The 23,037-nt window shown below is 74.2% G+C and carries 23 protein-coding genes; 9 read left to right on the top strand and 14 right to left on the bottom strand.

Annotated features, from left to right (window positions below):
* Positions 1-1,584 carry a cation:proton antiporter gene (locus AC1UE5_RS05880; protein ID WP_482921149.1) on the bottom strand — a complete coding sequence of 528 codons (1,584 nt, stop codon included), beginning with the start codon at positions 1,582-1,584 and terminating at the stop codon, positions 1-3.
* Positions 1,585-1,608: 24 nt separating this feature from the next.
* Here AC1UE5_RS05880 and AC1UE5_RS05875 point away from each other — a divergent pair, with 24 nt between their 5' ends.
* Positions 1,609-2,064 (top strand): hypothetical protein, encoded by a 456-nt coding sequence (locus AC1UE5_RS05875; protein ID WP_482921148.1) that lies wholly within the window; start codon positions 1,609-1,611, stop codon positions 2,062-2,064.
* Positions 2,065-2,124: 60 nt separating this feature from the next.
* On the top strand, positions 2,125-3,060 hold the full coding sequence (locus tag AC1UE5_RS05870; RefSeq protein ID WP_482921147.1) for a hypothetical protein: 936 nt from the start codon (positions 2,125-2,127) through the stop codon (positions 3,058-3,060).
* Positions 3,061-3,063: 3 nt separating this feature from the next.
* Here AC1UE5_RS05870 and AC1UE5_RS05865 read toward each other — a convergent pair whose 3' ends face one another.
* Positions 3,064-3,663, bottom strand: a complete 600-nt coding sequence (locus tag AC1UE5_RS05865; protein WP_482921146.1) for a hypothetical protein — start codon at positions 3,661-3,663, stop codon at positions 3,064-3,066.
* A gap of 33 nt (positions 3,664-3,696) precedes the next feature.
* Here AC1UE5_RS05865 and AC1UE5_RS05860 point away from each other — a divergent pair, with 33 nt between their 5' ends.
* Positions 3,697-4,002, top strand: a complete 306-nt coding sequence (locus AC1UE5_RS05860) for a helix-turn-helix domain-containing protein (RefSeq protein ID WP_482921145.1) — start codon at positions 3,697-3,699, stop codon at positions 4,000-4,002.
* A gap of 77 nt (positions 4,003-4,079) precedes the next feature.
* Here the strand turns inward: AC1UE5_RS05860 and AC1UE5_RS05855 are convergent, their stop codons facing one another.
* Positions 4,080-5,069, bottom strand: coding sequence for an NAD(P)H-dependent flavin oxidoreductase (locus AC1UE5_RS05855; RefSeq protein ID WP_482921144.1), 990 nt, complete (start codon positions 5,067-5,069; stop codon positions 4,080-4,082).
* Between the two features lie 142 nt (positions 5,070-5,211).
* Between AC1UE5_RS05855 and AC1UE5_RS05850 the strand changes: the two genes are divergently transcribed.
* Positions 5,212-6,819: an AMP-binding protein gene (locus AC1UE5_RS05850; RefSeq protein WP_482921143.1), complete on the top strand. Its 1,608-nt coding sequence runs from the start codon at positions 5,212-5,214 to the stop codon at positions 6,817-6,819.
* On the opposite strand, the gene AC1UE5_RS05845 is transcribed toward AC1UE5_RS05850, so the two are convergent.
* The 3 genes from AC1UE5_RS05845 to AC1UE5_RS05835 all read right to left on the bottom strand — a co-directional run bounded on the left by AC1UE5_RS05845 (position 6,758) and on the right by AC1UE5_RS05835 (position 10,293).
* Positions 6,758-8,128: an ABC1 kinase family protein gene (locus tag AC1UE5_RS05845; RefSeq protein ID WP_482921142.1), complete on the bottom strand. Its 1,371-nt coding sequence runs from the start codon at positions 8,126-8,128 to the stop codon at positions 6,758-6,760. The genes AC1UE5_RS05850 and AC1UE5_RS05845 overlap by 62 nt on opposite strands.
* Positions 8,125-9,054, bottom strand: a complete 930-nt coding sequence (locus AC1UE5_RS05840; protein ID WP_482921141.1) for an oxygenase MpaB family protein — start codon at positions 9,052-9,054, stop codon at positions 8,125-8,127. Before AC1UE5_RS05840 ends, AC1UE5_RS05845 begins: the two co-directional genes overlap by 4 nt.
* 72 nt (positions 9,055-9,126) lie before the next feature.
* Positions 9,127-10,293, bottom strand: a complete 1,167-nt coding sequence (locus AC1UE5_RS05835) for a PucR family transcriptional regulator (RefSeq protein WP_482921140.1) — start codon at positions 10,291-10,293, stop codon at positions 9,127-9,129.
* 135 nt (positions 10,294-10,428) lie between these two features.
* On the opposite strand from AC1UE5_RS05835, the gene AC1UE5_RS05830 reads away from it, so the two are divergent.
* Positions 10,429-11,481, top strand: a complete 1,053-nt coding sequence (locus AC1UE5_RS05830) for an NAD(P)-dependent alcohol dehydrogenase (protein ID WP_482921139.1) — start codon at positions 10,429-10,431, stop codon at positions 11,479-11,481.
* Here AC1UE5_RS05830 and AC1UE5_RS05825 read toward each other — a convergent pair.
* Together AC1UE5_RS05825 and AC1UE5_RS05820 are read right to left on the bottom strand one after the other, a co-directional pair.
* Positions 11,478-11,945 (bottom strand): DUF4334 domain-containing protein, encoded by a 468-nt coding sequence (locus AC1UE5_RS05825; protein WP_482921138.1) that lies wholly within the window; start codon positions 11,943-11,945, stop codon positions 11,478-11,480. The two genes, AC1UE5_RS05830 and AC1UE5_RS05825, sit on opposite strands and share 4 nt — an antisense overlap.
* An 85-nt stretch (positions 11,946-12,030) precedes the next feature.
* Positions 12,031-12,474, bottom strand: a complete 444-nt coding sequence (locus AC1UE5_RS05820; RefSeq protein ID WP_482921137.1) for a hypothetical protein — start codon at positions 12,472-12,474, stop codon at positions 12,031-12,033.
* 62 nt (positions 12,475-12,536) lie between these two features.
* Here AC1UE5_RS05820 and AC1UE5_RS05815 point away from each other — a divergent pair, with 62 nt between their 5' ends.
* Positions 12,537-13,862, top strand: a complete 1,326-nt coding sequence (locus AC1UE5_RS05815; protein WP_482921136.1) for an adenylate/guanylate cyclase domain-containing protein — start codon at positions 12,537-12,539, stop codon at positions 13,860-13,862.
* Between the two features lie 59 nt (positions 13,863-13,921).
* Here AC1UE5_RS05815 and AC1UE5_RS05810 read toward each other — a convergent pair whose 3' ends face one another.
* The 6 genes from AC1UE5_RS05810 to AC1UE5_RS05785 form a co-directional block, all read right to left on the bottom strand.
* On the bottom strand, positions 13,922-14,053 hold the full coding sequence (locus AC1UE5_RS05810) for a hypothetical protein (protein ID WP_482921135.1): 132 nt from the start codon (positions 14,051-14,053) through the stop codon (positions 13,922-13,924).
* Between the two features lie 71 nt (positions 14,054-14,124).
* Positions 14,125-14,850, bottom strand: coding sequence for a hypothetical protein (locus AC1UE5_RS05805; protein WP_482921134.1), 726 nt, complete (start codon positions 14,848-14,850; stop codon positions 14,125-14,127).
* Positions 14,847-15,818, bottom strand: a complete 972-nt coding sequence (locus AC1UE5_RS05800; RefSeq protein ID WP_482921133.1) for an ABC transporter ATP-binding protein — start codon at positions 15,816-15,818, stop codon at positions 14,847-14,849. The genes AC1UE5_RS05805 and AC1UE5_RS05800 overlap by 4 nt, the downstream gene beginning before the upstream one ends.
* Positions 15,819-15,840: 22 nt before the next feature.
* Complete coding sequence (locus AC1UE5_RS05795) at positions 15,841-16,515, bottom strand: response regulator (RefSeq protein ID WP_482921132.1); 675 nt, start codon at positions 16,513-16,515, stop codon at positions 15,841-15,843.
* Positions 16,512-17,684: a sensor histidine kinase gene (locus tag AC1UE5_RS05790; RefSeq protein ID WP_482921131.1), complete on the bottom strand. Its 1,173-nt coding sequence runs from the start codon at positions 17,682-17,684 to the stop codon at positions 16,512-16,514. Before AC1UE5_RS05790 ends, AC1UE5_RS05795 begins: the two co-directional genes overlap by 4 nt.
* 42 nt (positions 17,685-17,726) lie before the next feature.
* Positions 17,727-19,565, bottom strand: coding sequence for a putative bifunctional diguanylate cyclase/phosphodiesterase (locus tag AC1UE5_RS05785; RefSeq protein ID WP_482921130.1), 1,839 nt, complete (start codon positions 19,563-19,565; stop codon positions 17,727-17,729).
* 86 nt (positions 19,566-19,651) lie between these two features.
* Here AC1UE5_RS05785 and tig point away from each other — a divergent pair, with 86 nt between their 5' ends.
* The 3 genes from tig to clpX all read left to right on the top strand — a co-directional run bounded on the left by tig (position 19,652) and on the right by clpX (position 23,037).
* Positions 19,652-21,010 (top strand): trigger factor, encoded by a 1,359-nt coding sequence (tig, locus tag AC1UE5_RS05780; RefSeq protein ID WP_482921129.1) that lies wholly within the window; start codon positions 19,652-19,654, stop codon positions 21,008-21,010.
* A gap of 128 nt (positions 21,011-21,138) precedes the next feature.
* Positions 21,139-21,723, top strand: a complete 585-nt coding sequence (gene clpP / locus AC1UE5_RS05775; protein WP_482921128.1) for an ATP-dependent Clp endopeptidase proteolytic subunit ClpP — start codon at positions 21,139-21,141, stop codon at positions 21,721-21,723.
* A gap of 33 nt (positions 21,724-21,756) precedes the next feature.
* Complete coding sequence (gene clpX, locus AC1UE5_RS05770; protein ID WP_482921127.1) at positions 21,757-23,037, top strand: ATP-dependent Clp protease ATP-binding subunit ClpX; 1,281 nt, start codon at positions 21,757-21,759, stop codon at positions 23,035-23,037.

Below are 23,037 nucleotides of genomic sequence, written 5' to 3'. Positions count from 1 at the left end.
CTACAGACGGCTGCGGAACCGGGAAGCCATCGCGGCCTCCTGCAGGTCGACCTGGTCGAGCAGCTCGCGCGCGGCCTCGTCGTCGACCTCGCCGCGGCGCATCGCCTCGACCACCGCGCGGCGCTGGCCGGCGATGACCTCGCGGGTGAGGGCGGCGAGCGCGCGGGCAGCCTCGCCGCGGGGCCGGCCGTCCTCGCCGTCGGACAGCGCGCGGGAGGCGGCCTCGCGCTGCTGCTCGATCCGCTTCTTGGCGCGCGCGAGGAAGTCCGGATCCAGGCCGGGCGGCGGGGACGCGACGAAGCGCGCGTAGACCTCGGTCGATGCCTGGGCGGCCACCCGCTCCGCCGCGCGCGCCTGCTCCTTGCGCCAGGTCGCCTCGTCGTGGTCGGCCACGCCCGTGCGGGCGATCAGCCACGGCAGCGTCGCGCCCTGCAGCAGGAGCGTCCCGACCGCGACGAGGAACGCGATGGCCTGGATCGCGGGGCCGCCGTCGAGCGCCGGCGGGATGCCGGCGGCCGCCGCGAGCGTCACCACGCCGCGCATCCCGGTCCACGAGACGACGACCATCTCGTCCTGCGTCAGCGGCTCGCGCTTGTCCTTGAGCAGGCCCGTCCCGTACGTCAGGAAGATCCACAGCGGGCGGACGAGCATCACCGCGACGAGCACCACCGCGCCCGCGCCGAAGACCGCCCACACCGACTCGCCCGCGGCCTCGACGTCGTCGATGACGAACCGCAGCTGCAGGCCCATGTACGCGAAGACGAACGCCTCCAGCAGCACGTCCAGCGCGTCCCACACCTGCCGCTCCTGCAGCCGCGTCTCGTAGCCGAACCGCACCGACATCGTGCCGATCAGGAACCCGGCGGTGACGACCGCGAGCACGCCCGACGCTTCGAGCTCCTCGGCGAGGATGTACGCCGCGAACGGCACGACGAGGCCGAGCACGGTCTCCAGCCCCGCGTCGCGCAGCGCCCGGCGGATGAGGAGCGCGACCCACGCGAGGACGAACCCGGCCGCGATCCCCACGGCCGCGCTGTAGAGGAAGAGCAGCGGTGGGCTGGAGATGAACGTGTGGCTGTCGACCACCGCCGCGACGGTCACGCTGAAGAGCGTCAGCGCCGCGGCGTCGTTGACGAGCGACTCGCCGGTGAGCACCGAGAGCACGCGGCGGCGCAGGCCCAGCTCCCGCCCGATCGACACCGCGCTGACCGCGTCGGGCGGGGCGACGACCGCGCCGAGCACGAGCGCCGCGCCGAACCCCATCCCGGGCACGACCCACGCGCCGACGAGGCCGACGAGCAGCGTCGTGACGAGGACGAGCGCGACGCCGAGGACGAGGATCGGGCCGAGCTTGCGGAAGAAGCTGACGACCGAGAAGCGGAGCGCCGCCGAGTACAGGAGCGGCGGCAGGACGACGCCGAGGACGACGTCCGAGTCGAGCTCGAGCCGCGGGACGCCGGGGATGAACGAGGCGGCGAGCGCGACGACCGTGATCACGAGCGCGGGCTGCGCCTGGCGGCGCTGCGCGTAGGCCGAGACGGCGATCGCTCCCACGATGACCAGGACCAGCTGCAGGCCGCTCATCAGCGGCAACCCTATGCTGCGGCCATGGCGTACGTCACCGCGGAGGCACGGCAGCAGCTGCTCGACACGGTCGCGCAGGCGACCGACGAGATCGGGGGCGCGCTGGCCGCGCTCGGGGAGGCGTACGAGCAGGTCGACGACCGCACCGGCGATCGGCTGGAGGAGGAGCTGTTCAAGCCCGTCCAGACCGCGTACGCGCGGGCGCGGCGGATCCACGAGGGGTTCGCCACGCGGGTCTCGCTGCCGACGCGGACGTTCGCTCCGCCGGCCTCGCACGCGCCGCGGACGCCGCGCCGCGCGGTCGAGGACGCCGTGGAGGCGGTGCAGGAGGCGGACGAGATCCTCATCGAGCTGCAGGACTCCGGCTCGCCCGTCGAAGTGGGGGACCGGGAGCTGCGCGAGGGGCTGTCCGAGCTGCGCCGGATGCTCGTCGAGGTGGACGAGCGGTCGGTCGGGTTCCTGCGGGTGCTCGGGCGGTAACGAGGCCGGTTCTGGGGAGGAACGTGCGTTCCGTCCTGGCGATGCGGCATGGTTCCGGGGGTGGGACCGACGTCTGAGGCGGGGTTCGGGCGGTCGCTGATCTGGGAAGTCGGCGAGGGGTCGTCCCTGCCCGCCTCCGGGACGGTGCTCGTGACCTCGCCGCGTACGGGCTCCGAGGCGCGCCGCGCAGGTCTCGGCGTGGTGCTCGACGGCGGTGCCTCGCTCGACGAGCAGGCGGAGGTCGCGACGGTGCTCGTCGCGCCGCCGGGCATCGACGCCGCCGAGGCCGCGGCCGATCACGTGCGCGCGCACGCGCTGCGGGCGCCGGCTGCCGGGGACCCCGGCGGGGCGCGGCGGGTGCTCTACGCATCGGCGTCCGTCGATCCGGCCGCGCTGGCCGATCCGGCCGAGCGCGAGTGGGTCGCGGAGACGTGGTCCCCGATCGACGTCGACGGCTACGTGGTCGCGCCGGAGGGCGGGTTCGACGGGTCGAGCGCGGCGGCCGAGGCGCTGTTCGGCTTCGCGCACGCGCTGCAGCGGATCGCGCTGCGGCCGGTCCTGCTGCGGGGCGTCGGCGGGCTGTGGCAGGGCGCGCTCGCGACCGGGCTGGCGGGCGCCGTGGCCGCGCCTCCCGCGGCCGACGAGCTGTACCACGGCGCGATCCTCGGCTCGGTCGGCCTCGGTCCGGAGGACGAGGTCCTGCGGCGCCGGTTGTTCTTCCGCCACGGCTGCCCGTGCGGCGCGCACCTCGAGGGCGCGGCGCCCGCCGAGCCCGACGCCGTCGCCGCGCACAACCGCTGGTGGTTCGAGCGCGAGATCGTGCAGGCCGCCGGTCTTGCGCCCGACCGCTCGACGTTCCTCCTGGCGCTTCGCGCGAACGCCGCCTTCGGGCGCCGCGAGCGCCTCGGCCTGTCGCCGCTGCCCGCGGCGTGGGCGACGCTTCTCGACACCGCCGCCGTGGCGGAGTCCGAGAGCGACGCCAGCTCCGACGCGTAGCCGCTAGGCCGCGGGCGTCGCGCCCGCGGTGAGGAGGGTGCGGAGCGCCCACTCGGTCATCGTCGCGCCCGCGAGGACGGCGGCGATCTCCCACCGGCGCGCCTGCTCGAGGTCGCCGCCGAGCAGCTCGTCGCGGTCGGGGTGCGCCGCGATGCGGTCGTTGAGGCGGGCGGGGAGCTGGAGGCGCCAGGCGAGCTCGTCCGCCGGGTCGGGCCGCCACGCGTGGGTGAGCGCGCGCAGGTAGAGCGCCGTCGCGTCGCTCAGGCGGCCCGTCGCGATCGCCTCGCCGGCGCGCGCGGTGAGCTGCGCGCTCGCGTGCGCGCCGAGCTCGCGCGCGAGGAGCCCGTGCTCGGCCGCGAGACAGCCCGCGAGGCCGAGGGGGAGCTGCGCGCGGCGCGCGCGGTCGCCGAGCACGCGGAGGGCGACGGGGGAGACGTCCCAGCTCTCGAGCCGGTCCGTCGGGCGCCCGCGATGGGGCAGCCGGTCGCGCTCGGGAGCGGGCGCGACGGCGGGGTGGGGAGCGGGTGCGGCGGCGCTCCGCGCAGGCGCCGGGGCGCCGCGCTGAGGGCGGGGACGGAGCTCGATGACGCGGGCCGTGGACATGGCTCGGCATTATTGTCCGTCTAGCGGACAGAAATGCGTGAGACGACGAGACAGCTGCTCGGCGCGATGGCCGACGAGGGGGTGGACGCGCTCGTGCGCGAGCTCCACGCGGGCCCGCGGAGCGAGTCGGAGCTGCGCGAGCGCGCCGGCCTGACGCACCGCGGGGCGCACGAGCGGCTCGCGAAGCTGAGCGCGCTGGGGGTGGTGGAGAGCGCGCTGCGCAAGCCCGCCGGCCGCGGCCGCCCGGCACGCGAGTGGTCGCTCACGCAGGCCGAGCGGATGGCCGACTTCACGCAGCGCGCGGACGCACTGGCGGAGACGCTGCCGCGCGCGCGGTGACGCGCGCGGGCGAGCCACCGCCGCGCAAGTGGATGAGGGTGCGCGGCGGTGACTCGGTTGGGTGAGCCCGGAAGGCTCTAAGCGGTGGCGACGCGCGGGGAGAGCGTGCCGGCGAGGCGCCCCGCGATCAGCTCCTCGGCCTCGGACACGATGCGCGCGACCAGCTCGCCGACCGGCGGCACGTCGTGGATCAGGCCCTGGACCTGGCCGGCGCTCCAGATGCCGAGGTCCGGATCGCCCTCCTCGTACACGAGGCGCCCGCGCGCGCCGGCGACCAGCTCGCGGACCTCCTCGAACGTCCCGCCGCGCCGCTCGATCTCCAGCACCTCCTGCGAGACCGCGTTGCGCGCGACGCGCGCGGTGTTGCGCATCGTCCGGAAGATCAGGTCGGTGGAGCGCTCGTCGTTGACGACGATCTGCTCCTTCACCCGCGCGTGGATCGGCGACTCCTCGGTGCACAGGAAGCGCGTGCCCATGTTGATCGCGTCCGCGCCGAGGGCCAGCGCCGCGACGAGGCCCCGCGCGTCCGCGAACCCACCGCTCGCGATCAGCGGGATCGTCATCACGTCCGCCGCCGCGGGGATCAGGACGAGCCCGGGCACGTCGTCCTCGCCCGGGTGCCCCGCGCACTCGAACCCGTCGATCGAGACCGCGTCGACGCCGAGCTTCTCCGCCTTCAGCGCGTGGCGCACCGACGTCGCCTTGTGGATGACCTTGATGCCCGCGGCCTTGAAGTCCGGCAGGTGGTCGATCGGGTTGGAGCCCGCCGTCTCGACGATCGGCACGCCCGCCTCGCAGATCGCCGCGCGGTACTCGTGGTACGGCGGCGGCGTGATCGCGGGGAGGATCGTCAGGTTGACCCCGAACGGCTTGTCGGTCAGCTCCCGCGTCCGCGCGATCTCGGCGCTCAGCGCCTCCGGCGTCGGCTGCGTCAGCGCGGTGAGGAACCCGAGCGCCCCCGCGTTCGCCACCGCCGCGACGAGCTCCGCGCGCCCGACCCACTGCATCCCGCCCTGGACGATGGGGTGCTCGACGCCGAAGGTCTCCGTGAAGCGCGTGGTCAGCATGGCCCGACACGATGGCCGTCGCGGGCGCCGCGCGGGTGTGGCGGCGAGCGTGGCGATCCGCACGCGAGTGTGGTGCGAAGACATGGACGTGCGCGCGGCGCCATGGCAGGCTGCCGCGGGGGTCTTCGAGGAGGAGGACGCAGTGATCGTCGACAGGCTGATCCAGGACGTGAGGGTGCTGGCTGGAGCGGGCGTGCTCGCACCGCTGCCGCCGCAGAAGGTCGTGCCGCTGCTGCGCTCGATGCGCAAGTGGGACCGCACGCTCGCGGGCGGCGCGGCGGGCGGGGCGATCCGCTGGCCGGACCGCGTCGCGGTGATCGACGACCAGGGCCAGGTCACGTACGCGGAGCTGCACCGCCGCACGACCGCGATCGCGCGCGGGCTGGCGGCGCGCGGCGTCCAGCCGAAGCAGGCGGTCGGGCTGCTCGCGCGCGACAGCCGCGGGTTCGTCGAGGCGGCGATCGCGGTGTCCAAGCTCGGCGCGGACCTCGTGCTGCTGAACACGGGCTTCTCCGGCCCGCAGCTGCGCGACGTGGCGGCACGCGAGGGGCTCGTCGCGATCATCCACGACCACGAGCTCGCCGACGTCGCCACCGCAGCCGGCGACGGCGTCCGCACGATCACGACCGAGAGCCTCACCGTCCTGGCCGCCGAGCACGCCGGCGGCGGCGAGCTGGACGCGCCCGCCGAGCCCGGGCGTCAGCGGCTCCTCACCTCCGGCACGACCGGCACCCCGAAGGGCGCGCGCCGCCCGCCGACGACGCCGATGGACGCGGTGATCGGGTTCCTCAGCCGCATCCCGGCCAAGAGCGGCGGGCGACATCTCGTCGTCGCGCCGATGTTCCACGCGTGGGGCTTCGCGCACATGGGCCTGACCGTGCTCCTCGGCTCCACGCTCGTCGTCACGCGGAAGTTCGACCCCGAGGGCACCCTGAAACTCGTCGAGCAGCACCGGCCGCGGCTGCTCGCGCTCGTCCCCGTGATGGCCCAGCGCATCCTCGCGCTGCCCGAAGCGACCCGTGCGAAGTACGACACGTCATCGCTCGAGATCGCCGCGCTGGGCGGCTCCGCGATCCCCGGCGACCTCGCCGTCCGCTTCATGGACGCGTTCGGCGACATCGCCTACAACACGTACGGCTCGACGGAGGTCGCCGTCGTCTCGATCGCCACGCCGAGCGACCTGCGCGCCGCGCCCGACACCGCGGGGCGGCCGGTCGACCGGATCGTCCTCAAGCTCCTCGACGCCGACGGCCGCGAGGTCCCGCCCGGCGAGGCCGGCCGCATCTTCGTCGGCAGCAGCGCCGCGTTCGAGGGGTACACCGGCGGGACGAGCAAGGAGATCGTCGAGGGCCTGATGGCGACCGGCGACATGGGCCGCATCGACGCGTCAGGTCGCCTGACGATCGAGGGCCGCGACGACGACATGATCGTCAGCGGCGGCGAGAACGTCTTCCCGCGCGAGGTCGAGGACGTCATCGCCGGCCTCGACGGGGTGGTGGAGGTGGCGGTGATCGGCGTGCCCGACGACGAGTTCGGCCAGCGGCTCAACGCGTACGTCGTCAGCACGGACGGGCAACCGACGGCCGACGAGGTCCGGGCCGCGGTGAAGGCCCAGCTCGCCCGCTACAAGGTGCCGCGCGACGTGGTCTTCCTCGACCAGCTCCCGCGGACGTCGACGGGGAAGATCCTCAAGCGAGCGCTGGCTCAGGCGGAGGAGCGTCAGGCTGCTCCTGCCGACCCAGCTCCGTGACCGGCGGGTCGCCGAAGATGACCTCGCGGCCGATGCGGAACCAGTTGTTCGTCGCGTTGAGCTGCCCGAGGATCCCCAGCACGAGCGTGAACGCGCGCAGCGTCACGACCTGGTTGGCGGGCAGCCGCACGTCGCCGAAGCCCTTGCGCATGTCGCCGTGCTCGAGTACGAGCCGCGTGGCGGCGTCGGGCGTCAGCCGCACGTCCTGGTCCTCCATGAACCACCACGTCGCTGCGCGGTACTTCTCCATCAGCGGCTCGACGACCTCAGGCCCGCCGGAGATCACGCCCTCGCGCCGGCTCACCTCGTAGAGCGCGTCGGCGTCCTGCGCGTAGACGGCGCGCAGCACCTCGAGCTGGACGTCGATCTCCTCCTTCGTCGAGCGCTTGAAGAAGCCGAAGTCGATGAACGCCACGCGCCCGTCGGGCAGGAAGAGCGAGTTGCCCGGGTGCGGGTCGCCGTTGAGCAGGCGGTGCCGGTACGGGCCGTTGACGTAGAAGCGGAAGAGGATCTCGCCCCAGCGCGAGCGGGTCGCGTCGTCGTCGGCGAGGATCTCCGCGAACCGCCGGCCCTCGACGAAGTCGGTGACGATGACGCGCTCGGAGCACAGCTCGGTGTGCACCGCGGGCACGACGATGAACGGGTGGCGCCGGTACTCGCGGGCGAGCGCGCGGTGGTTGCCGGCCTCCAGCTCGTAGTCGAGCTCCTCGGCGATGCGCTCGCGCAGCTCGTCGGCGACGTCCTTGGAGCCCAGGCCGGGGGAGAGGCGGTCGAGCAGCTTGAGCACGAGCCCGAGGTTCTGCAGGTCCGACCGGATGACGTCCTTGATGCCCGGGTACTGGACCTTGACCGCGACGTCCTGGCCGCTGTCGCGCAGCGTCGCGCGGTACACCTGGCCGATCGACGCGGCGGCGATCGCGTCCTCGTCGAAGTCGGAGAAGTGCTCGGTCAGCTTCCCGCCCAGGTCCTGCTCGATCACCTTCCGCATGTCCTTGAAGGGGACCGTCGGGGCTGTGTTCTGGAGCTTGGCGAGCTTGGCCTGGAACTCCTCGCGGTACGGCTCGGGGACGACGCCGACGTCGATGACGCTCAGCGTCTGGCCGAGCTTCATCGCGGCGCCCTTCATCGAGCCGAGCACCTTCACGATGCGGTCGGCGGTCTCGAGCAGCTGCTCGCCCTGCAGCTCGGCGCGCTGCTCGTCGGACTTGCCGACGCCGCGCGCCTTGACGCCGGCGGTGCGGGCGGCGTGGCCCGCGGCAAGGCCGCCCAGCCTCGCGGCGCGGCCGATGCGCGAGGACCGCGGGCTCACCCGGCCACCCCCGCGGGCACCGGCGCGGCCTCGGGCTTCGTCTTGGGCTGGAACTTCGCGTTGGCGACGTCGCCGCGCTCCAGGGCCGCCTTGCGCCACCGGATGTAGTGCGGGCCGAACTCCGCGAGCGGGCCGCGGATGAGCGGCGCGCTGGCGCGGGAGACGGCGGCCGCGGCGTCGAAGAGCCGCTGCTGCGTGGCCGTCCACGTCAGGCCGAACCGCTCGCGCAGCAGCGGCGGGAGCATGCCGACCGTGCTCAGCTCCACCTGCCGCGCCATGAGCGGGTTGCCGAGCTTCCACAGCGCGGGCGGGACGTTCGGCGGCACGTGCGGCGTGCGCAGGGAGTCGAGCACGACGTGGATCGTCGGGTTGTCGACGAGGACGTTCTCCACCACGTCGTCGTAGTACGGGCGGAAGTCGGCCCAGCGGGTCGGCAGGTCCCGCTCGCGGACGCCGATCAGCCGGCCGAGCCTCAGCCACTCGGCGTAGAAGTCCTCGGCCTCCGCGGGGCTCATCCGGCGGCCGAACTTCGCGTGGCCGTCGATGAAGGCGGAGGCGAGCGTCGCGTGGACCCAGGCGTACGCGTCGGGCTCCAGCGCGTGGTAGCGCTCGCCGTCGGGCCGCACGCCGCGGATCGTCTTGTGCATCTCCCGCACGCGCTTGCCGATCGTGCCGGCCAGGTGCGGGCCGCCGTAGATCGAGCCGTGCACGTAGTCCAGCGTGCGGTAGAGCCGGCCCCACGGGTCCTTCGTGAACATCGAGTAGTCCCCGACGCCCGCGCCGACGGTCGGGTGCGCGACCTGGAGGATGGTCGCGTAGCCGGAGGTCGCCAGCAGGCGCGCGTCACCGGCGGCGCGCCACACCGGGCCGCCCACGGACGGGACGTACCTGGCGTAGTCCTTGGGGTCTGGCAGCACCGACGGCATCGCTCGCTCCTCTTCGTTCGGTGGTACGCGCGATACGGAACTTGTACCACCTGCTGCGCGAGGTATGCGCAGCTAGGGCGCGGAGCGGCGGATGAGGAGCGCGGCGAGCAGCTCGGCCGGGCGGTCGTCGAGCGGGCGGCCGAGGAGCTGCTCGGCCGCGCGGACGCGCTTGGCGACGGTGTTCTCGTGCACGTCGAGGCGCTGCGCGGCGCGCCGCGGGGAGCCCTGCGCCTGGAGCACGGCGAGCGCGGTCGTCGCGAGGCGCTCGGTGTGCGGGTCGCGCGCGGCCAGCCCGCCCAGCTCGCGCGTGGCGAACGTGCGCGCCTGCTCGGAGTCCTTCGTGAGGAGCGCGACCAGCGCGACGTCGGCGTAGTCGACGGCGCCGGGGAGGTTGCCGAGCGTCGCGACGCGGCGCGCCTCGAGCGCCTCGGCGTGGCTGCGGCGGAAGCCCTCCAGCCCGTCGCCCGGCGTGCCCAGCGCGAGCCGGACCCCGGCGGCCTGCACGAGCGCCGCGGGCGCCAGCGAGCCGGGCGAGCACCAACCCGCGACGACCCCCGCGCCGAGCGGCACGATCAGCGCGCCGGTGCCGCCGATCGTCGCGGCGGCCGACTCCAGCAGCGCGTCGTCGGCGTCGGCCCAGACGAGGAACGCGACGTGCGGTCGGCGCAGCTCGTAGCGCAGCCGGCCGCTGGCGGTGTCGGCGTCGATCGGGCCGCCGTCGAGCAGCTCCTGCACCGTCGCGCGGCGCACGGCGTCGGCGCTGCGGACCCACCGGTCCCGCTCGACCGAGTAGTGGTCGAGCGCGCTGCCCATCAGGACCTCGCCGGTGGCGAACGTCGCGTCGGTGAACTTCTCCAGCGCGAGCGCCATCTCGCTCTCGTCGGTGATGCGGCGGCGCATCTCGTCGACCCCGAACCGCCAGAGCGCGTGCTGCACGACCCGGTACGCGTGGGCCAGCTCCGCCATCGGGACGTTGCGGCGCGCGAGCTCGCGCGCGAACGCCACGGCCTGCGGCGGCGCGACGATGCCGTCGAGGTCGAGCTGCCCCCGTGACAGCTCCGCGACGACCTGGATGTTGGCCGTCGAGGACGTCAGCGCGAGCGTGCGCAGGTCGGGATCGTCGCCCAGGAGGGCGGTCTGGCGCTCGATCTCCTCCAGCGCCAGGTCGGTGAGGGCGGCGAGGCCACGCTCGCGCATGGCCTCGTCGAGGGCGTCCTGCCAGGTCGCGACCCGCGGCATGGGGCGGCAGCCTACGCGGGTGCGGCGCCGTTCGCGCAGTGCTCGTGGCGGATGTGGCGAGCCGGGCTGTGGGGTGGTCTTCGATGTGGCCGGACCACACCGGCGGGCGCCGTCCGGCGCGCAGGATGCCGCGCGATGCGGGCGGTGGCGGCGGTGCTGCGCGAGGCGGGGAGCGACCCCGTCCTGGAGGAGGTCTCGCTCGCGGCGCCCCTGGGCCGCGAGGTCGTCGTGCGCATGGTCGCGACCGGCATCTGCCACACCGACCTGGCGGCGGCGCGCGGGCTCACGGGGCTCGCGCTGCCGGTCGTGCTCGGGCACGAGGGCGCGGGGGTGGTGTGCGCGGTCGGCGACGAGGTGACGCGCGTCGCCCCCGGCGACCACGTGGTGCTCAGCTACGACCGGTGCGAGGCGTGCGCGACGTGCGCGGCCGGGCGGTTCGCGTACTGCGAGCGGTTCAACGCGCTCAACAACGCGGGGCTGCCGACGCTGCGCGACGCGGCGGGGGACGTCGTGCACGGCGCGTTCCTGGGCCAGTCGTCGTTCGCGACGTACGCGCTGGCCTCCGAGCGCAACGCGGTGGTCGTGCCCCGCGACGTGCTGCTTGAGCCGCTCGGGCCGCTCGGGTGCTCGCTGCTGACCGGCGCGGGTGCGGTGCTGGAGGTGCTGCGGCCGGCGGAGGGCGCGTCGATCGCGGTCTTCGGCCTGGGATCGGTGGGGCTCGCGGGCGTGATGGCCGCGGCGGCGGCGGGGTGCGCTCGGGTCGTGGGCGTGGACCCGGACCCGGCGCGCCGCGCGCTGGCCGAGGAGCTCGGCGCGACCGAGACGCACGCGCCGGGCGCGCGGCTGCGCGGGCTCGAGCACGCGCTGGAAACGGTCGGGACGGAGGAGGTCGTGGGCGCCGCGCTCGGCGCGCTGCGGTCCCCGGGGACCGCCGCGACCGTCGGCTTCCGCGGCCCGCGCAACCTGATCACGGTCGACCAGGGACGGCTGCTGTTCGGCCGGACGCTGACCGGCGTGATCGAGGGCGACGCGGATCCGCACGAGCTCCTGCCGCGCCTGATCGCGCTGCACCGCGAGGGCCGGTTCCCGCTCGACCGGCTCACCACGCCATACCCGTTCGCGGAGATCGGCCGCGCGCTCGCCGACGCGCGGGCGGGCACGGTGGTGAAGCCGGTGCTCGTCTTCTAGCGGCGGGTGAGCGCGAACAGCAGCGGCGCGGGCTCGCCCTTGCGGTCCATCGACCCGACGACGGTGTCCTCGGTGACCTGGCGGAAGTGGTCGAAGATCGGGTGCCGGTCGTAGACCATCGTCGCCGTCACGACGCCGCGGTACTCGACCATCCGCAACGAGGCGGCGCCCAGCACGTCGCTCGCCTGGCGGCCGCCGAGCTCGTCGCGGACGACGATCGGGTCCACGTCGTCGCGGGAGCGGAACGTCTTGCCCGCCCACGCCAGGCCGCTCAGCTGCCCCTCGCCGGGATGGCCGGTCGGGACGATCGCGCCGTCCCACTCCCCGATCATCGCGGCCTCGGGGACGGGCGGGAGGGTGTCGTAGTAGGCGAGCACGTCGTCCACCGGCGTGCCGCCCGCGCCGATCAGCGCGCGGAGGCGGGCCAGCGGGTCGTGCGTCGTGGCGGCGGCGGGCTGGCTCATGCGGCGCGAGGTTACGCCTCGCCCGGGCCTGGGGCGGAGTGGCCGGACCACACCGCGCGGGGCGCTCTGGCGGGCGAGGCGAGCGCTACGCGCCGGGCATGCTCGAACCGGCTAGGAGGAAGAACCACAGGCCGAAGAGCACGAGCGCGGTCGCGACGCTCGTGAGCATCACGACGTCGAGGACGGTGGTCGGCTTGCCGGTGTCGCGCTCACCGCGCATCGAGCGCATCCACGGGGCGGGGCGGCGCGTCTCGGCGACGCCCTCGGAGACCACGCGCGCGTGCAGGCGGCCGAGCGTGCCGAGCAGCTTGCCGATCAGGACCATCGAGACGACGACGGCCGCCAGCACGCCGAGGTACACGCCGAAGTTCGGGGTCTGGGACTGGTAGAGCTGCGCGGCGCCCCAGAGGCAGCCGACCGGCACGACGAGCCACATGACCACGCTGCCGAGCGCCATCGCGACCACGAGCAGCCCGGCCGTGAGACGGCGCCCCGCGCGGGCGCCTTTGGCAGTGAACCTCCCGTCCATGTGACACCGATCGTTGTAGCAATTTCAGCTTGGCGCGTGCGGCAGGTAGGTTCGGCCCAGCCGTGATCCCGAGCACCCGCTACGCGCGTTCCCGCGGCGCCACGATCGCCTACCAGGTCCACGGCGACGGTCCGGTGGACATCGTCCTGCTGACCGGCTTCATGTCCAACGTCGAGACGCTGTGGGAGGAGCCCGGGCTCGCCCGGGCGTTCGACCGCATCGCGCAGTTCGCGCGGCTCATCCTGCTCGACCGGCGGGGCGTCGGGATGTCCGACCGGTTCGAGCACCCGGCGACCCGCGAGGAGGACGTCGCGGACGTCGAGGCGGTGCTCGACGCGGCGGGCTCGCCGGCCGCGGTCATCTACGGCACCGCCGGCGGGGCGCCGCACGCGATCCAGTTCGTGGTCGACCGGCCCGAGCGCGCGCGGGCGCTGATCCTGTACGCCGGGTTCGCGCGCGTGACGCGGGACGAGGACCTGCCGTGGGCGGACACGGCCGAGCAGCGGGCGGCGCGCCTGGACCGGCTCGCCGAGCACTGGGGCGAGGGGCTGAACGCGGACCTGCTCGCGCCGACCGCGGCCGACGACCCGCGCATCCGGGCGTGGTTCGCACGGCTGGAGCGGACGAGCGGCTCGCCGACGATGATGCGGCGGCTGGCGCAGTCCCTCGAGGACGTGGACGTGCGGGGGCTGCTGGAGCAGGTCGCGGTGCCCGCGCTCGTGCTGCACCGCACCGACGACGCGCTGATCGACGTGCGCCACTCGCGCGACATGGCCGCGCGCATCCCGGGCGCGCGGCTGGTCGAGCTCCCGGGCGTGGACCACCTGCTGTCCGTGGGGGACAGCGACGCGATCCACGACCAGATCGAGGAGTTCGTGACGGGGCGCCGGCGCGGCGCGCGGGTCGACCGGCGGCTCCTGACCGTGCTGTTCACCGACATCGCGGGCGGGACCGCGCGCGCGGCGCAGGTGGGCGACGGGCGCTGGCGCGACCTGCTCGCGGGCCACGACGTCGAGGTCCGCCGCCAGCTCGCGCGGTACGGCGGCCGCGAGGTCAAGACGACCGGCGACGGCTTCCTCGCGGTCTTCGACGGCCCGCCCTCGCCCGCCGTGCGCTGCGCCCGCGCGATCGTGCGCGAGTCCGCGTCGCTCGGGGTCGATGTCCGTGCGGGCCTCCACACCGGCGAGTGCGAGATCATCGGCACCGACGTCGGCGGCATGGCGGTCAACATCGCCGCGCGCGTCTGCGCCCTCGCTCGCGGCGGCGAGGCCCTCGCGTCCGGCACGACCTACGGCACCGTCGTTGGCTCGGGGCTCCCGTTCTCCGACCACGGCCACCACGCCCTCCGCGGCGTCCCCGGCCAGTGGCCCATCTTCCGCCTGCTCTAAGCCGTGCGCCGAACGACGTTCCGACCCCGGATAGCGGGGTCAAGACGTCGTTCGTCCGGCTACTGCGCGGCCCAGGGGTCGCGGCGGCGCGCGCGGGCCCAGGCGTACTTCGCGAGCAGCTCGCCCCAGTCGGCGAGGCCGCCGTAGAGGTGGCCGATCGGGCCGGTGTAGAGCCAGGCGGCGAAGCGCATCGCCCGCCACGGTACCCGCCCCGCGAGTCGAGCTCGGTGCCGCATGGGGACCGAGCTCGACGCGCGCGGGTCTACAGCTCCGCGCGTTGCGCCCGCCAGGCGCCGACCGCACCCGGGACCACCAGCCACGCGGCGAGGCCCGCGGCCGCGAGGCCGGAGGGGAGGTCGGCGGTGACCAGGTGCTCGCCGCCGAGGAGGGTCGCGACGGACAGCGGTGGGAGGAGCGCGAGGAGGGTCGCGGGGGTCGGGGCGCTGATCGCGAGCGGGAGGACGCCGAGGATCAGCCCGAGCAGGAGCGACGTCGCCTGCGTGCTCGAGAGGCCGGCCGTGCCGAGGCCGAGGGCGCCGAGCGCGAGCACGACGTTCAGCGCCAGCATCGACGGGAGCTGGCCGAGGACGTGGCCCGCGTCGATGGCGGCCTGGCCGTTGCGCAGGACGACCCCGAGCGCGACGATCACGGCCCAGTTCAGCACCACCGCGAGCACGGTCACGAGCACGACCGCCGGAACGCGCACCGCGAAGAGGACGAGCCGCGGCCGGCCGGTCGCCACGAGCAGCCGCAGGACGCCGGCGGTCCGGTCCGCGGTCCCGGCGGCGACGCCGATCGCGACCGCCGCGGCGAGGCCGACCCACTGCGCGGCCTGGAACCCGGCGTTCGCGGTCTCCGCGCCGCCCCACGCGTCGCGCGTCAGCCAGTCGAGCCCGAACGTGCACGCCGGCAGCCCGACCGCGCACACGAGGATCGTCCACACGACCCCGCGGTTGCGGCGCAGCTTGAGCAGCTCGGCGGCGATCACGCGCCCGCCTCCATCAGCGCGAGGACCCGGTCCTCCAGCCGCGCCGCACCGGGCAGGACCGCGTGCGGCACCCGATCGGCGTCGACCAGCACGCGCACGAGCGCGCGCACCGCGTCCGGGTCGTCACCGGCATCCAACGTGACCAGCACGCGGTCGCCGTCGACCTCCACCCGCGCGACCTCCGCGCGCGCGGCGAGCACCTGCGCGGCACCCGCCGCGTCGGCCACCCGCAGCTCCACCGTCGCGGCCGCGCCGCCACCGGCGAGCGTGTGCACGGGGCCCTGGGTGACCGTCCGCCCGCCCGCGACGATCGCGGCGACGTCGCACGTGCGCTCCACCTCGTCGAGCAGGTGGGAGGAGAGGATCACCGTCCGTCCCTCGTCGACGAACGACCGGACCAGCGCGCGCAGCTCGCGGATGCCGGCGGGGTCGAGGCCGTTGGCGGGCTCGTCCAGGATCAGCAGCTCCGGGTCGCACAGCAGGCACCGCGCGATCCCCAGCCGCTGGCGCATGCCGAGCGAGTAGCCGCCGACGCGGTCGTCTTCGCGCCCGGTCAACCCCACGCGCTCCAGCGCGGCGGGGATGCGCGTGGCGGCGGCGGCGTCGAGCACCGCGGCGTGGATGCGCAGGTTCTCGCGGCCGGTCATGCGGGGGTGGAACCGCGGCTCCTCGACGACTGCGCCGACGCGGCGCAGCGCGGGCCGCCGGCCGGCGGGGAGGTCCTGGTCGAGCAGGCGGATGCGGCCCGCGTCGGGGTGCGCGAGGCCGAGCAGCGCGCGGATGATCGTGGTCTTGCCCGCGCCGTTGGGCCCGAGCAGCCCGAACGCCACGCCGCGCGGGACGTCGAGGTCGATGCCGGCGAGCGCGTCCCGGCCGCGGAACCGCTTGGTGAGCCCGCGGACCTCGACCGCGAGTGAGCTTGAGGTCGTCACGCGGCTCAGCGTGAGCGGCGCCGGCTCGACCGACATCGGCCGCAGGACGGAGATGGGCTCAGTCGCGCGACGGAGATGTCGTGCCCGGCCGCACGACCCCGTGCTCGTACGCCCACACGACGGCCTGGACGCGGTCGCGCAGGTCGAGCTTGCGCAGCACCGCGCTCACGTGCGTCTTGACCGTCGCCTCGGTGAGCACGAGCGCCTCGGCGATCTCGAGGTTCGAGCGGCCGCCCGCGACGAGGCGCAGGACCTCACGCTCACGTGAGGTCAAGGCCGCGAGCGCGGCGTCGTCCTCGGGCGCGGGCGGCGCGAGGTCGCCGCCGAAGCGCTCGATCAGCCGCTGCGTCACCCGCGGCGCCAGCAGCGCCTCGCCGGACGCGACGACCTGCACGGCGCGCACGAGGTCCTCGCGGGGCGCGTCCTTGAGCAGGAACCCCGACGCACCCGCGCGCAGCGCCGCGTACACGTACTCGTCGAGGTCGAACGTCGTCAGCACGATCACCCGTCCGGCGCCCGCGGCGACGACCCGCCGCGTCGCCTCGATGCCGTCCAGCGCGCCCATCCGCACGTCCATCAGCACGACGTCAGGCCGGTGCAGCCGCGCCGCCTCGACGCCCGCGTGCCCGTCCGCGGCCTCGCCGACCACCGCGATCCCGCCCGCGGCCTCGAGGATCATCCGCAGGCCCGAGCGGATCAGGTCCTGGTCGTCGACCAGCAGGACGCGGATCACAGCGGCAGCACCGCCCGCACGACGGTCCCGTCCGCGCCGTCGACGTCGAGCGTCCCGCCGAGCAGCGCCGCGCGCTCGCGCATCCCCGCGAGGCCGAGGCCGGCCGGCGCGCCGGGGGCGATGCCCAGGCCGTCGTCGGCGACCTCGACCCGGAGCGAGCCGGAGGTCCGCGCCACGCGGACCTGCACGTGCGACGCGGCGGCGTGGCGGAGCGTGTTCGTGAGCGCCTCCTGGACGATCCGGTACGCGGACAGGTCCACCGCGGCGGGCAGGTCGGCGAGCGCCCCGTCCCGCTCGATCGCCACCTCCAGCCCCGCCGCCCGCAGCGGCGGCGCCAGCGCGTCGAGCTGCGCCAGCCCGGCCTGCGCGTGCAGCGCCCCGCCGCCGTCGCCCGCCCCGCGCATCGCCGCGAGCATCGCCCGCAGCTCGCCCATCGCCGTGCGGCCCGTGCGCTCCACCGCGGCGACCGCCTCCCGGGCGCGCGGCGGCGTCGCCGGGCCATCCAGCACGGCCCCGGCCGCCGACGCCTGCAGCGTCATCACCGACACGTTGTGCGTCACCACGTCGTGCAGCTCCCGCGCGAGCGCCTGTCGCTCCAGCAGCGCGGCCCGCGCGGCGTCCTCGTGGCGCCGCTCCTCCAGCCACCGCGCGCGCTCCTCCAGCGCCGCGGCGTACCGGCGGCGGGTCAGCAGCGCGTACCCGATCAGCCACCCGGTCGCCGCCAGCCCGAGGCAGAGCCCGAACGCGATCGTCAGCGTGACGGCGTCCGGCTCGGGCGCGATCAGCGAGGTGAGCGTCGCCGACAGCGCCACGAACGTCACCGCCGCGGCGGCCAGCGACCGGCGCGCGCCCGCGGTCCCGGCGACCGCGGCGAGCGGCAGCGTGGGGAGGAAGAGCGACAGCGACGCGGCCGCCTCGGACGACGCCGCCGCGACCAGCAGCACCACGAGCGACACGGCCCACGCGGCGAACGGCGCCCGCGACCGCAGCCCGAGCAGCGCGCACGCGACCGCCGTGGCCAGCAGCCACACGACCCCGTCGGCGAACGCGACCACGACGCCCCCGATCGCCGCGACGCCCGCCGGCCCCCAATCCCACACGAACGGCAGCCACCGCGGGGTGGAGGGCAGCTCGGGCGGCGCGAGCGGCGTGGACGCGGCGGGGGGCACGCACCTCATGATGCCCACCGCCGCGCGGGCGACGGTGGCGTGTCAGGCACGCAGCGCCGAGCTCAGCTCCCCACGCCGCAGCAGCTCGGTCGCCTCGGCCACCGGCAGCGCGCGTGAGTAGAGCCAGCCCTGCGCGGCCGCGCAGCCGCGCGCGACCAGGAACGCGTGCTGCTCCTCGGTCTCGACGCCCTCGGCCACGACCGTCATCCCGAGCGCCTCCGCCAGCCGCAGCACGGCGTCGACGACGTCGGCGTCCTGCTGCGTCTGGGGGACGCCGGCGAGGAACGCGCGGTCGAGCTTGAGCGTCGAGAAGGGGAGGTCACGCAGCCGCGCGAGCGAGGAATGACCGGTCCCGAAGTCGTCGATCGCGAGCCCGATCCCCAGCTCCGACATCGCGTGCAGCGACGCGTCGCACGCCTCGGCGCCGCCGTCGCGCATGACGGCGCTCTCCGTCAGCTCCAGCGACAGCCGCTCCCGCGGGACGCCGCACAGCGACAGCGCGGCGTCGACCTGGCCGGGCAGCAACCCGTGCTCGAGCTGGCGCGGCGACACGTTGATCGCGACGTGCGCGTCGAGCCCGGCGTCCGCCCACGCGCGCACCTGCCGGCAGGCCGCCTCCAGGACCCACGACCCGAGCTCGTCCATCATGCCCGCGTCCTCGGCGGCGGGGATGAACACGTCTGGCCGCACCGGCCCGTGCGCGCCGTCGGTCCACCGCAGCAGCGCCTCGAACATCGGCGCGCCGTCGTAGCGGCCGGGAGCGCCGGCGAGCGCCACGACCGGCTGGTAGTGCAGCTCCAGCGCGTCGGTCTCCAGCGCCCGCCGCAGCCGCGAGGTCAACGTCAGCTGCCGGCGCGCGTCGACGCCCGGCACGCGGTAGCGGCTCACCCCGCCGCGGATCCGGTGCTTGGTCTGGTCGAGCGCCTCCTCGGCGTGCTGCAGCAGCGCGAGGGCGTCGACGCCGTCCTCCGGCCACACGCCCAGCCCGGTGCTGCAGCCCAGGTGGAACTCCGTGCCGTGCAGCGCGAACGGGCGCCCGACCGCCGCGCTCACGACCTGCGCGGCGTCGGTCGGGTCGCGATCGCAGACGAGCAGGAACCGGTCCCCGCCGTGCCGCGCGACCAGCCCACCGGTCGCGATCGGCGCGAGCCGCCGCGCGACGTCGCGCAGGATCTCGTCGCCGCAGACCTGGCCGAACGACGCGTTCACGAGCCCGAAGCCGTCGAGATCGAGGCAGAGCGCGGTGAGCGGCTCGTTCTTGGGCCGCGTGGCGAGCATCTCGGCGACCCGCGTCTCCAGCAGCGCGCGCCCGGGGAGCCCGGTGAGCGGGTCGCACGTCATCGCGCGCTCCAGCCGCGCGCGGCTCGTCGCAGCGTCGGCCACCTGCTCGGCGCGCAGCTCGATCGCGGCGGACGCCGACGCGGCGAGGTCCTCCAGCACCGCGACGTCGCCCGGCTCGAACACCCGCGGCTCGGTCGCGAACGCGCACAGCGTCCCGACGACGAGGCCGTCGCGGAACCGCAGCGGCGCCCCCGCGTACGCGCGCACGCCCTCGTGGCGCACGGGCCAGTCGTCGCGGGTGATCGCCGTGCGGGTGGTGTCCGGGACCGCGACGGCCTCCCCGGACGCCACGACGTGGCGGCACAGGGCCTCGCGCGCGGGCCGCTGGTGTCCCAGCACGCGGTCGGCCAGCGCCCCGGCGGCGCTGACGAAGATCTGGTGGGCGTCGGTGAGCAGCGTGACCGCGACGAGCGGCACGTCGAGCAGTCGCGCGGTCGCGCGCGTGAGCCCGTCGAGGGACGGATGCGACGGCGCCTCGAGCAGCCCGCTCGCGTGCACGGCCGCGACGCGCGCCGGATCGTTGAGCGCAGAGACCTCCACCCCTACGTTCCTCGCCGTTTTCGCCGGATCTTGAATCGGCCGACCGGATGATCGTGCGGACGAGCTGGCGCTACAGTCCGAGCGGCATGAAGACCACCGTCACCGAGCTCCCCGAATCCCGCGTCCGCGTCGAGGCGGAGGTCCCGCCGCAGGAGGTCGCCAAGCGCGTCGAGCAGACGGCGAAGGCCCTCGGCCGCGATCTGCGCATCCCGGGCTTCCGCAAGGGCAAGGTGCCGGCGCCGGTCGTCATCCGCCGTCTGGGCCGCGAGGCCGTCCTCGACGAGACCGTTCGCTCCCAGCTCGGCCGCTGGTACGTCGACGCCGTCCAGGACGCCAAGATCGCGCCGGTCGGCGACCCGGACCTCAAGCTCGCCGACGAGCTGCCCGCCGAGGGCGAGGCGCTCACGTTCTCGATCGAGATCGGCGTGCGCCCGAAGGCCGAGCTGGGGGAGTACAAGGGCCTCGAGGTCGGCCGGCGCGAGCCGGACGCCGACGACGAGGCGGTCGACCGCGAGGTCGAGGCGCTGCGCGACCGCGCCGCCCGCCTGGAGACGGTCGAGGAGACCGCCGAGAACGGCGACTTCGTGGTCATGGACTACAAGGGCTTCCTCGACGGCGAGCCCTTCGAGGGCGGCGAGGGCCGCGACCAGCTCATCGAGCTCGGCTCGGGCCGCCTCATCCCCGGCTTCGAGGAGGGCCTCACCGGCTCCAAGGCCGGCGACGAGCTCAAGCTCGACCTCACCTTCCCCGCCGAGTACGGCGCGGAGCACCTCGCGGGGCAGGACGCCGTGTTCGAGGTGACGGTGAAGGAGGTCAAGCGCAAGCAGCTCCCCGAGCTGAACGACGACTTCGCGGTGGAGTCGGCCGGCTTCGACACGATGGAGGAGCTGCGCGGCGACATCCGCAACCGGCTCGAGGAGTCGGAGTCGACGCAGATCGAGGGCGACTACCGCCAGGCGGTGCTCGACAGCGCCGTGGCGAACGCGACCGTCGAGGTGCCCGAGGCGCTCGTCGAGGCGCGCGCCCGCGAGCTGTTCGACCAGGCCGTGCACTCGCTCGGCCACCGCGGCATCTCGAAGGACCTCTACCTGCAGATCTCCGGCAAGACCGAGGACGAGCTGATCGAGGAGGGCAAGGCGGACGCCGAGCAGGCGCTCAAGCGCGAGGCCGTCCTCACGGCGATCGTCGACGCCGAGAAGATCGACGTGTCCGACGACGAGGTCCTCGAGGCCCTCGGCGCGGAGACCGACAAGCCCAAGAAGCTGCTCGGGCAGCTCAAGAGCGATGGTCGCCTGGACCAGGTCAAGGAGGATCTCGCCGCCCGCAAGGCGGTCGACCTCCTGGTCGAGTCCGCGCAGGCGATCAGCGTCGAGCAGGCCAAGGCCGACGGCAAGCTCTACACGCCCGAGACGACCGAGGCGGAGCAGGCCGCGGACGCCTCCTAGGCGCCCGGTCCTGCCCCCTGAACTCAAGCTGGACCGGCCGCCCGCCGACCACCGGATGACAGCCCGGTGACCGTTGGTAGGCTGGCCGGAAGGATTCGCGCCTACGAGGCGAAACTGAGCGGAGGATCATGAGCCCACTCGTCCCGATGGTCGTCGAGCAGACGTCGCGTGGTGAACGCGCGTTCGACATCTACTCCCGTCTGCTCAACGAGCGGATCATCTTCCTGGGGACGCCCGTGGACGATCAGATCGCGAACTTGATCGTGGCGCAGCTGCTGCACCTCGAGTCCGAGGACCCGGACAAGGACATCTCGATCTACATCAACTCGCCCGGCGGGTCGGTGTACGCGGGTCTCGCGATCTACGACACGATGCAGTTCATCAAGCCCGACGTGCAGACGATCTGCGTCGGCATCGCGATGTCGATGGGGGCGCTCCTGCTGGCCGGCGGGGCTCCCGGGAAGCGCATGTCGCTCCCCAACTCGAAGATCCTGATCCACCAGGTCTCCTCGGGCTTCCAGGGCCAGGCCACGGATATCGAGATCCACGCCAAGGAGATCATCGACATCCGTCAGCGCCTGGATCACATCATCGCCAAGCACACCGGCCAGGACTACGAGAAGGTCCGGAAGGACACCGAGCGCGACTACTTCATGAGCGCCGACGAGGCCAAGGACTACGGCATCGTCGACCGCGTCATCGAGTCGCACTAGGCTTCCGGTTCAGGGGAACTCAACGGGGAAGAGATGGCACGGCCCACCGACAGCAACGAGCAGCTGCTCTGCAGCTTCTGCGGCAAGAGCCAGCGGCAGGTCAAGAAGCTGATCGCCGGGCCGGGCGTCTACATCTGCGACGAGTGCATCGATCTCTGCAACGAGATCATCGACGAGGAGCTCACCGCTCCGCCCTCGTTCGACCTGGAGAACCTCCCCAAGCCCCGTGAGATCTACGACGTGCTCGAGGAGTACGTCGTCGGCCAGGAGATGGCCAAGCGCGCGCTGTCGGTGGCGGTCTACAACCACTACAAGCGCGTGCAGATGATGCAGGCGGACGACTCGGACATCGAGCTCCAGAAGTCCAACATCCTGCTGCTCGGGCCGACGGGCTGCGGCAAGACGCTCTTGGCGCAGACCCTCGCCCGCATCCTCAACGTCCCGTTCGCGATCGCCGACGCCACGGCGCTGACCGAGGCCGGCTACGTCGGCGAGGACGTCGAGAACATCCTCCTGAAGCTGATCCAGGCCGCGGACTACGACGTCAAGAAGGCCGAGACCGGGATCATCTACATCGACGAGGTCGACAAGATCGCGCGCAAGGCGGACAACCCGTCTATAACGCGTGACGTGTCGGGCGAGGGCGTCCAGCAGGCGCTGCTGAAGATCCTCGAGGGCACGACCGCGTCGGTGCCGCCGCAGGGCGGGCGCAAGCACCCGCACCAGGAGTTCCTGTCGATCGACACGACGAACATCCTGTTCATCTGCGGCGGGGCGTTCGCCAACCTCGACAAGGTCATCGAGCGGCGCATCGGCCACAAGGGCGTCGGCTTCGGCGCCTCGATCGAGTCGAAGGCCGAGCGCGACAAGGGCGTCACGTTCGAGCAGTGCCTGCCGGAGGACCTCGTCAACTACGGCCTGATCCCGGAGTTCGTCGGGCGCCTGCCGGTCGTGTCGGCGATCCACCAGCTGCAGCGCGACGACCTCGTCACGATCCTGACCGAGCCGCGCAACGCGCTGACGAAGCAGTTCACGAAGTTCTTCGGCTTCGACGGGATGGAGCTCGTCTTCTCCGACGAGGCGCTGATCTCGATCTCGGATCGCGCGCTTGAGCGCGAGACGGGTGCGCGAGGCCTGCGCTCGATCCTGGAGGAGATCCTCCTCGACGTGCAGTTCGAGCTGCCGTCTCGGCGTGACGTGCGCAAGGTCGTCGTCACGAAGGAGACGGTGGAGCAGGGCCTGCCGCCGACGCTGGTGACGGAGGCCTCGCCGGACGACGGCGAGCAGCCGACGCTCCGCGAGCAGTCCGCGTAG

The organism is Parviterribacter multiflagellatus (assembly GCF_056863265.1).
The sequence above is the reverse complement of the archived record's forward strand: the minus strand, read 5'-3'. Positions and strand labels throughout refer to the sequence as shown.

Coding starts and splice junctions, on each gene's coding strand:
- AC1UE5_RS05875 (WP_482921148.1), top strand. CDS start 1,609: ATGGCGTACGTCACCGCGGAGGCACGGCAGCAGCTGCTCGACACGGTC.
- tig (WP_482921129.1), top strand. CDS start 19,652: ATGAAGACCACCGTCACCGAGCTCCCCGAATCCCGCGTCCGCGTCGAG.
- clpP (WP_482921128.1), top strand. CDS start 21,139: ATGAGCCCACTCGTCCCGATGGTCGTCGAGCAGACGTCGCGTGGTGAA.
- AC1UE5_RS05840 (WP_482921141.1), bottom strand. CDS start 9,054: ATGCCGTCGGTGCTGCCAGACCCCAAGGACTACGCCAGGTACGTCCCG.
- AC1UE5_RS05810 (WP_482921135.1), bottom strand. CDS start 14,053: ATGCGCTTCGCCGCCTGGCTCTACACCGGCCCGATCGGCCACCTCTAC.
- AC1UE5_RS05820 (WP_482921137.1), bottom strand. CDS start 12,474: ATGGACGGGAGGTTCACTGCCAAAGGCGCCCGCGCGGGGCGCCGTCTC.
- AC1UE5_RS05865 (WP_482921146.1), bottom strand. CDS start 3,663: ATGTCCACGGCCCGCGTCATCGAGCTCCGTCCCCGCCCTCAGCGCGGC.
- AC1UE5_RS05860 (WP_482921145.1), top strand. CDS start 3,697: ATGCGTGAGACGACGAGACAGCTGCTCGGCGCGATGGCCGACGAGGGG.
- AC1UE5_RS05800 (WP_482921133.1), bottom strand. CDS start 15,818: ATGTCGGTCGAGCCGGCGCCGCTCACGCTGAGCCGCGTGACGACCTCA.
- AC1UE5_RS05830 (WP_482921139.1), top strand. CDS start 10,429: ATGCGGGCGGTGGCGGCGGTGCTGCGCGAGGCGGGGAGCGACCCCGTC.
- AC1UE5_RS05825 (WP_482921138.1), bottom strand. CDS start 11,945: ATGAGCCAGCCCGCCGCCGCCACGACGCACGACCCGCTGGCCCGCCTC.
- AC1UE5_RS05835 (WP_482921140.1), bottom strand. CDS start 10,293: ATGCCGCGGGTCGCGACCTGGCAGGACGCCCTCGACGAGGCCATGCGC.
- AC1UE5_RS05855 (WP_482921144.1), bottom strand. CDS start 5,069: ATGCTGACCACGCGCTTCACGGAGACCTTCGGCGTCGAGCACCCCATC.
- AC1UE5_RS05880 (WP_482921149.1), bottom strand. CDS start 1,584: ATGAGCGGCCTGCAGCTGGTCCTGGTCATCGTGGGAGCGATCGCCGTC.
- clpX (WP_482921127.1), top strand. CDS start 21,757: ATGGCACGGCCCACCGACAGCAACGAGCAGCTGCTCTGCAGCTTCTGC.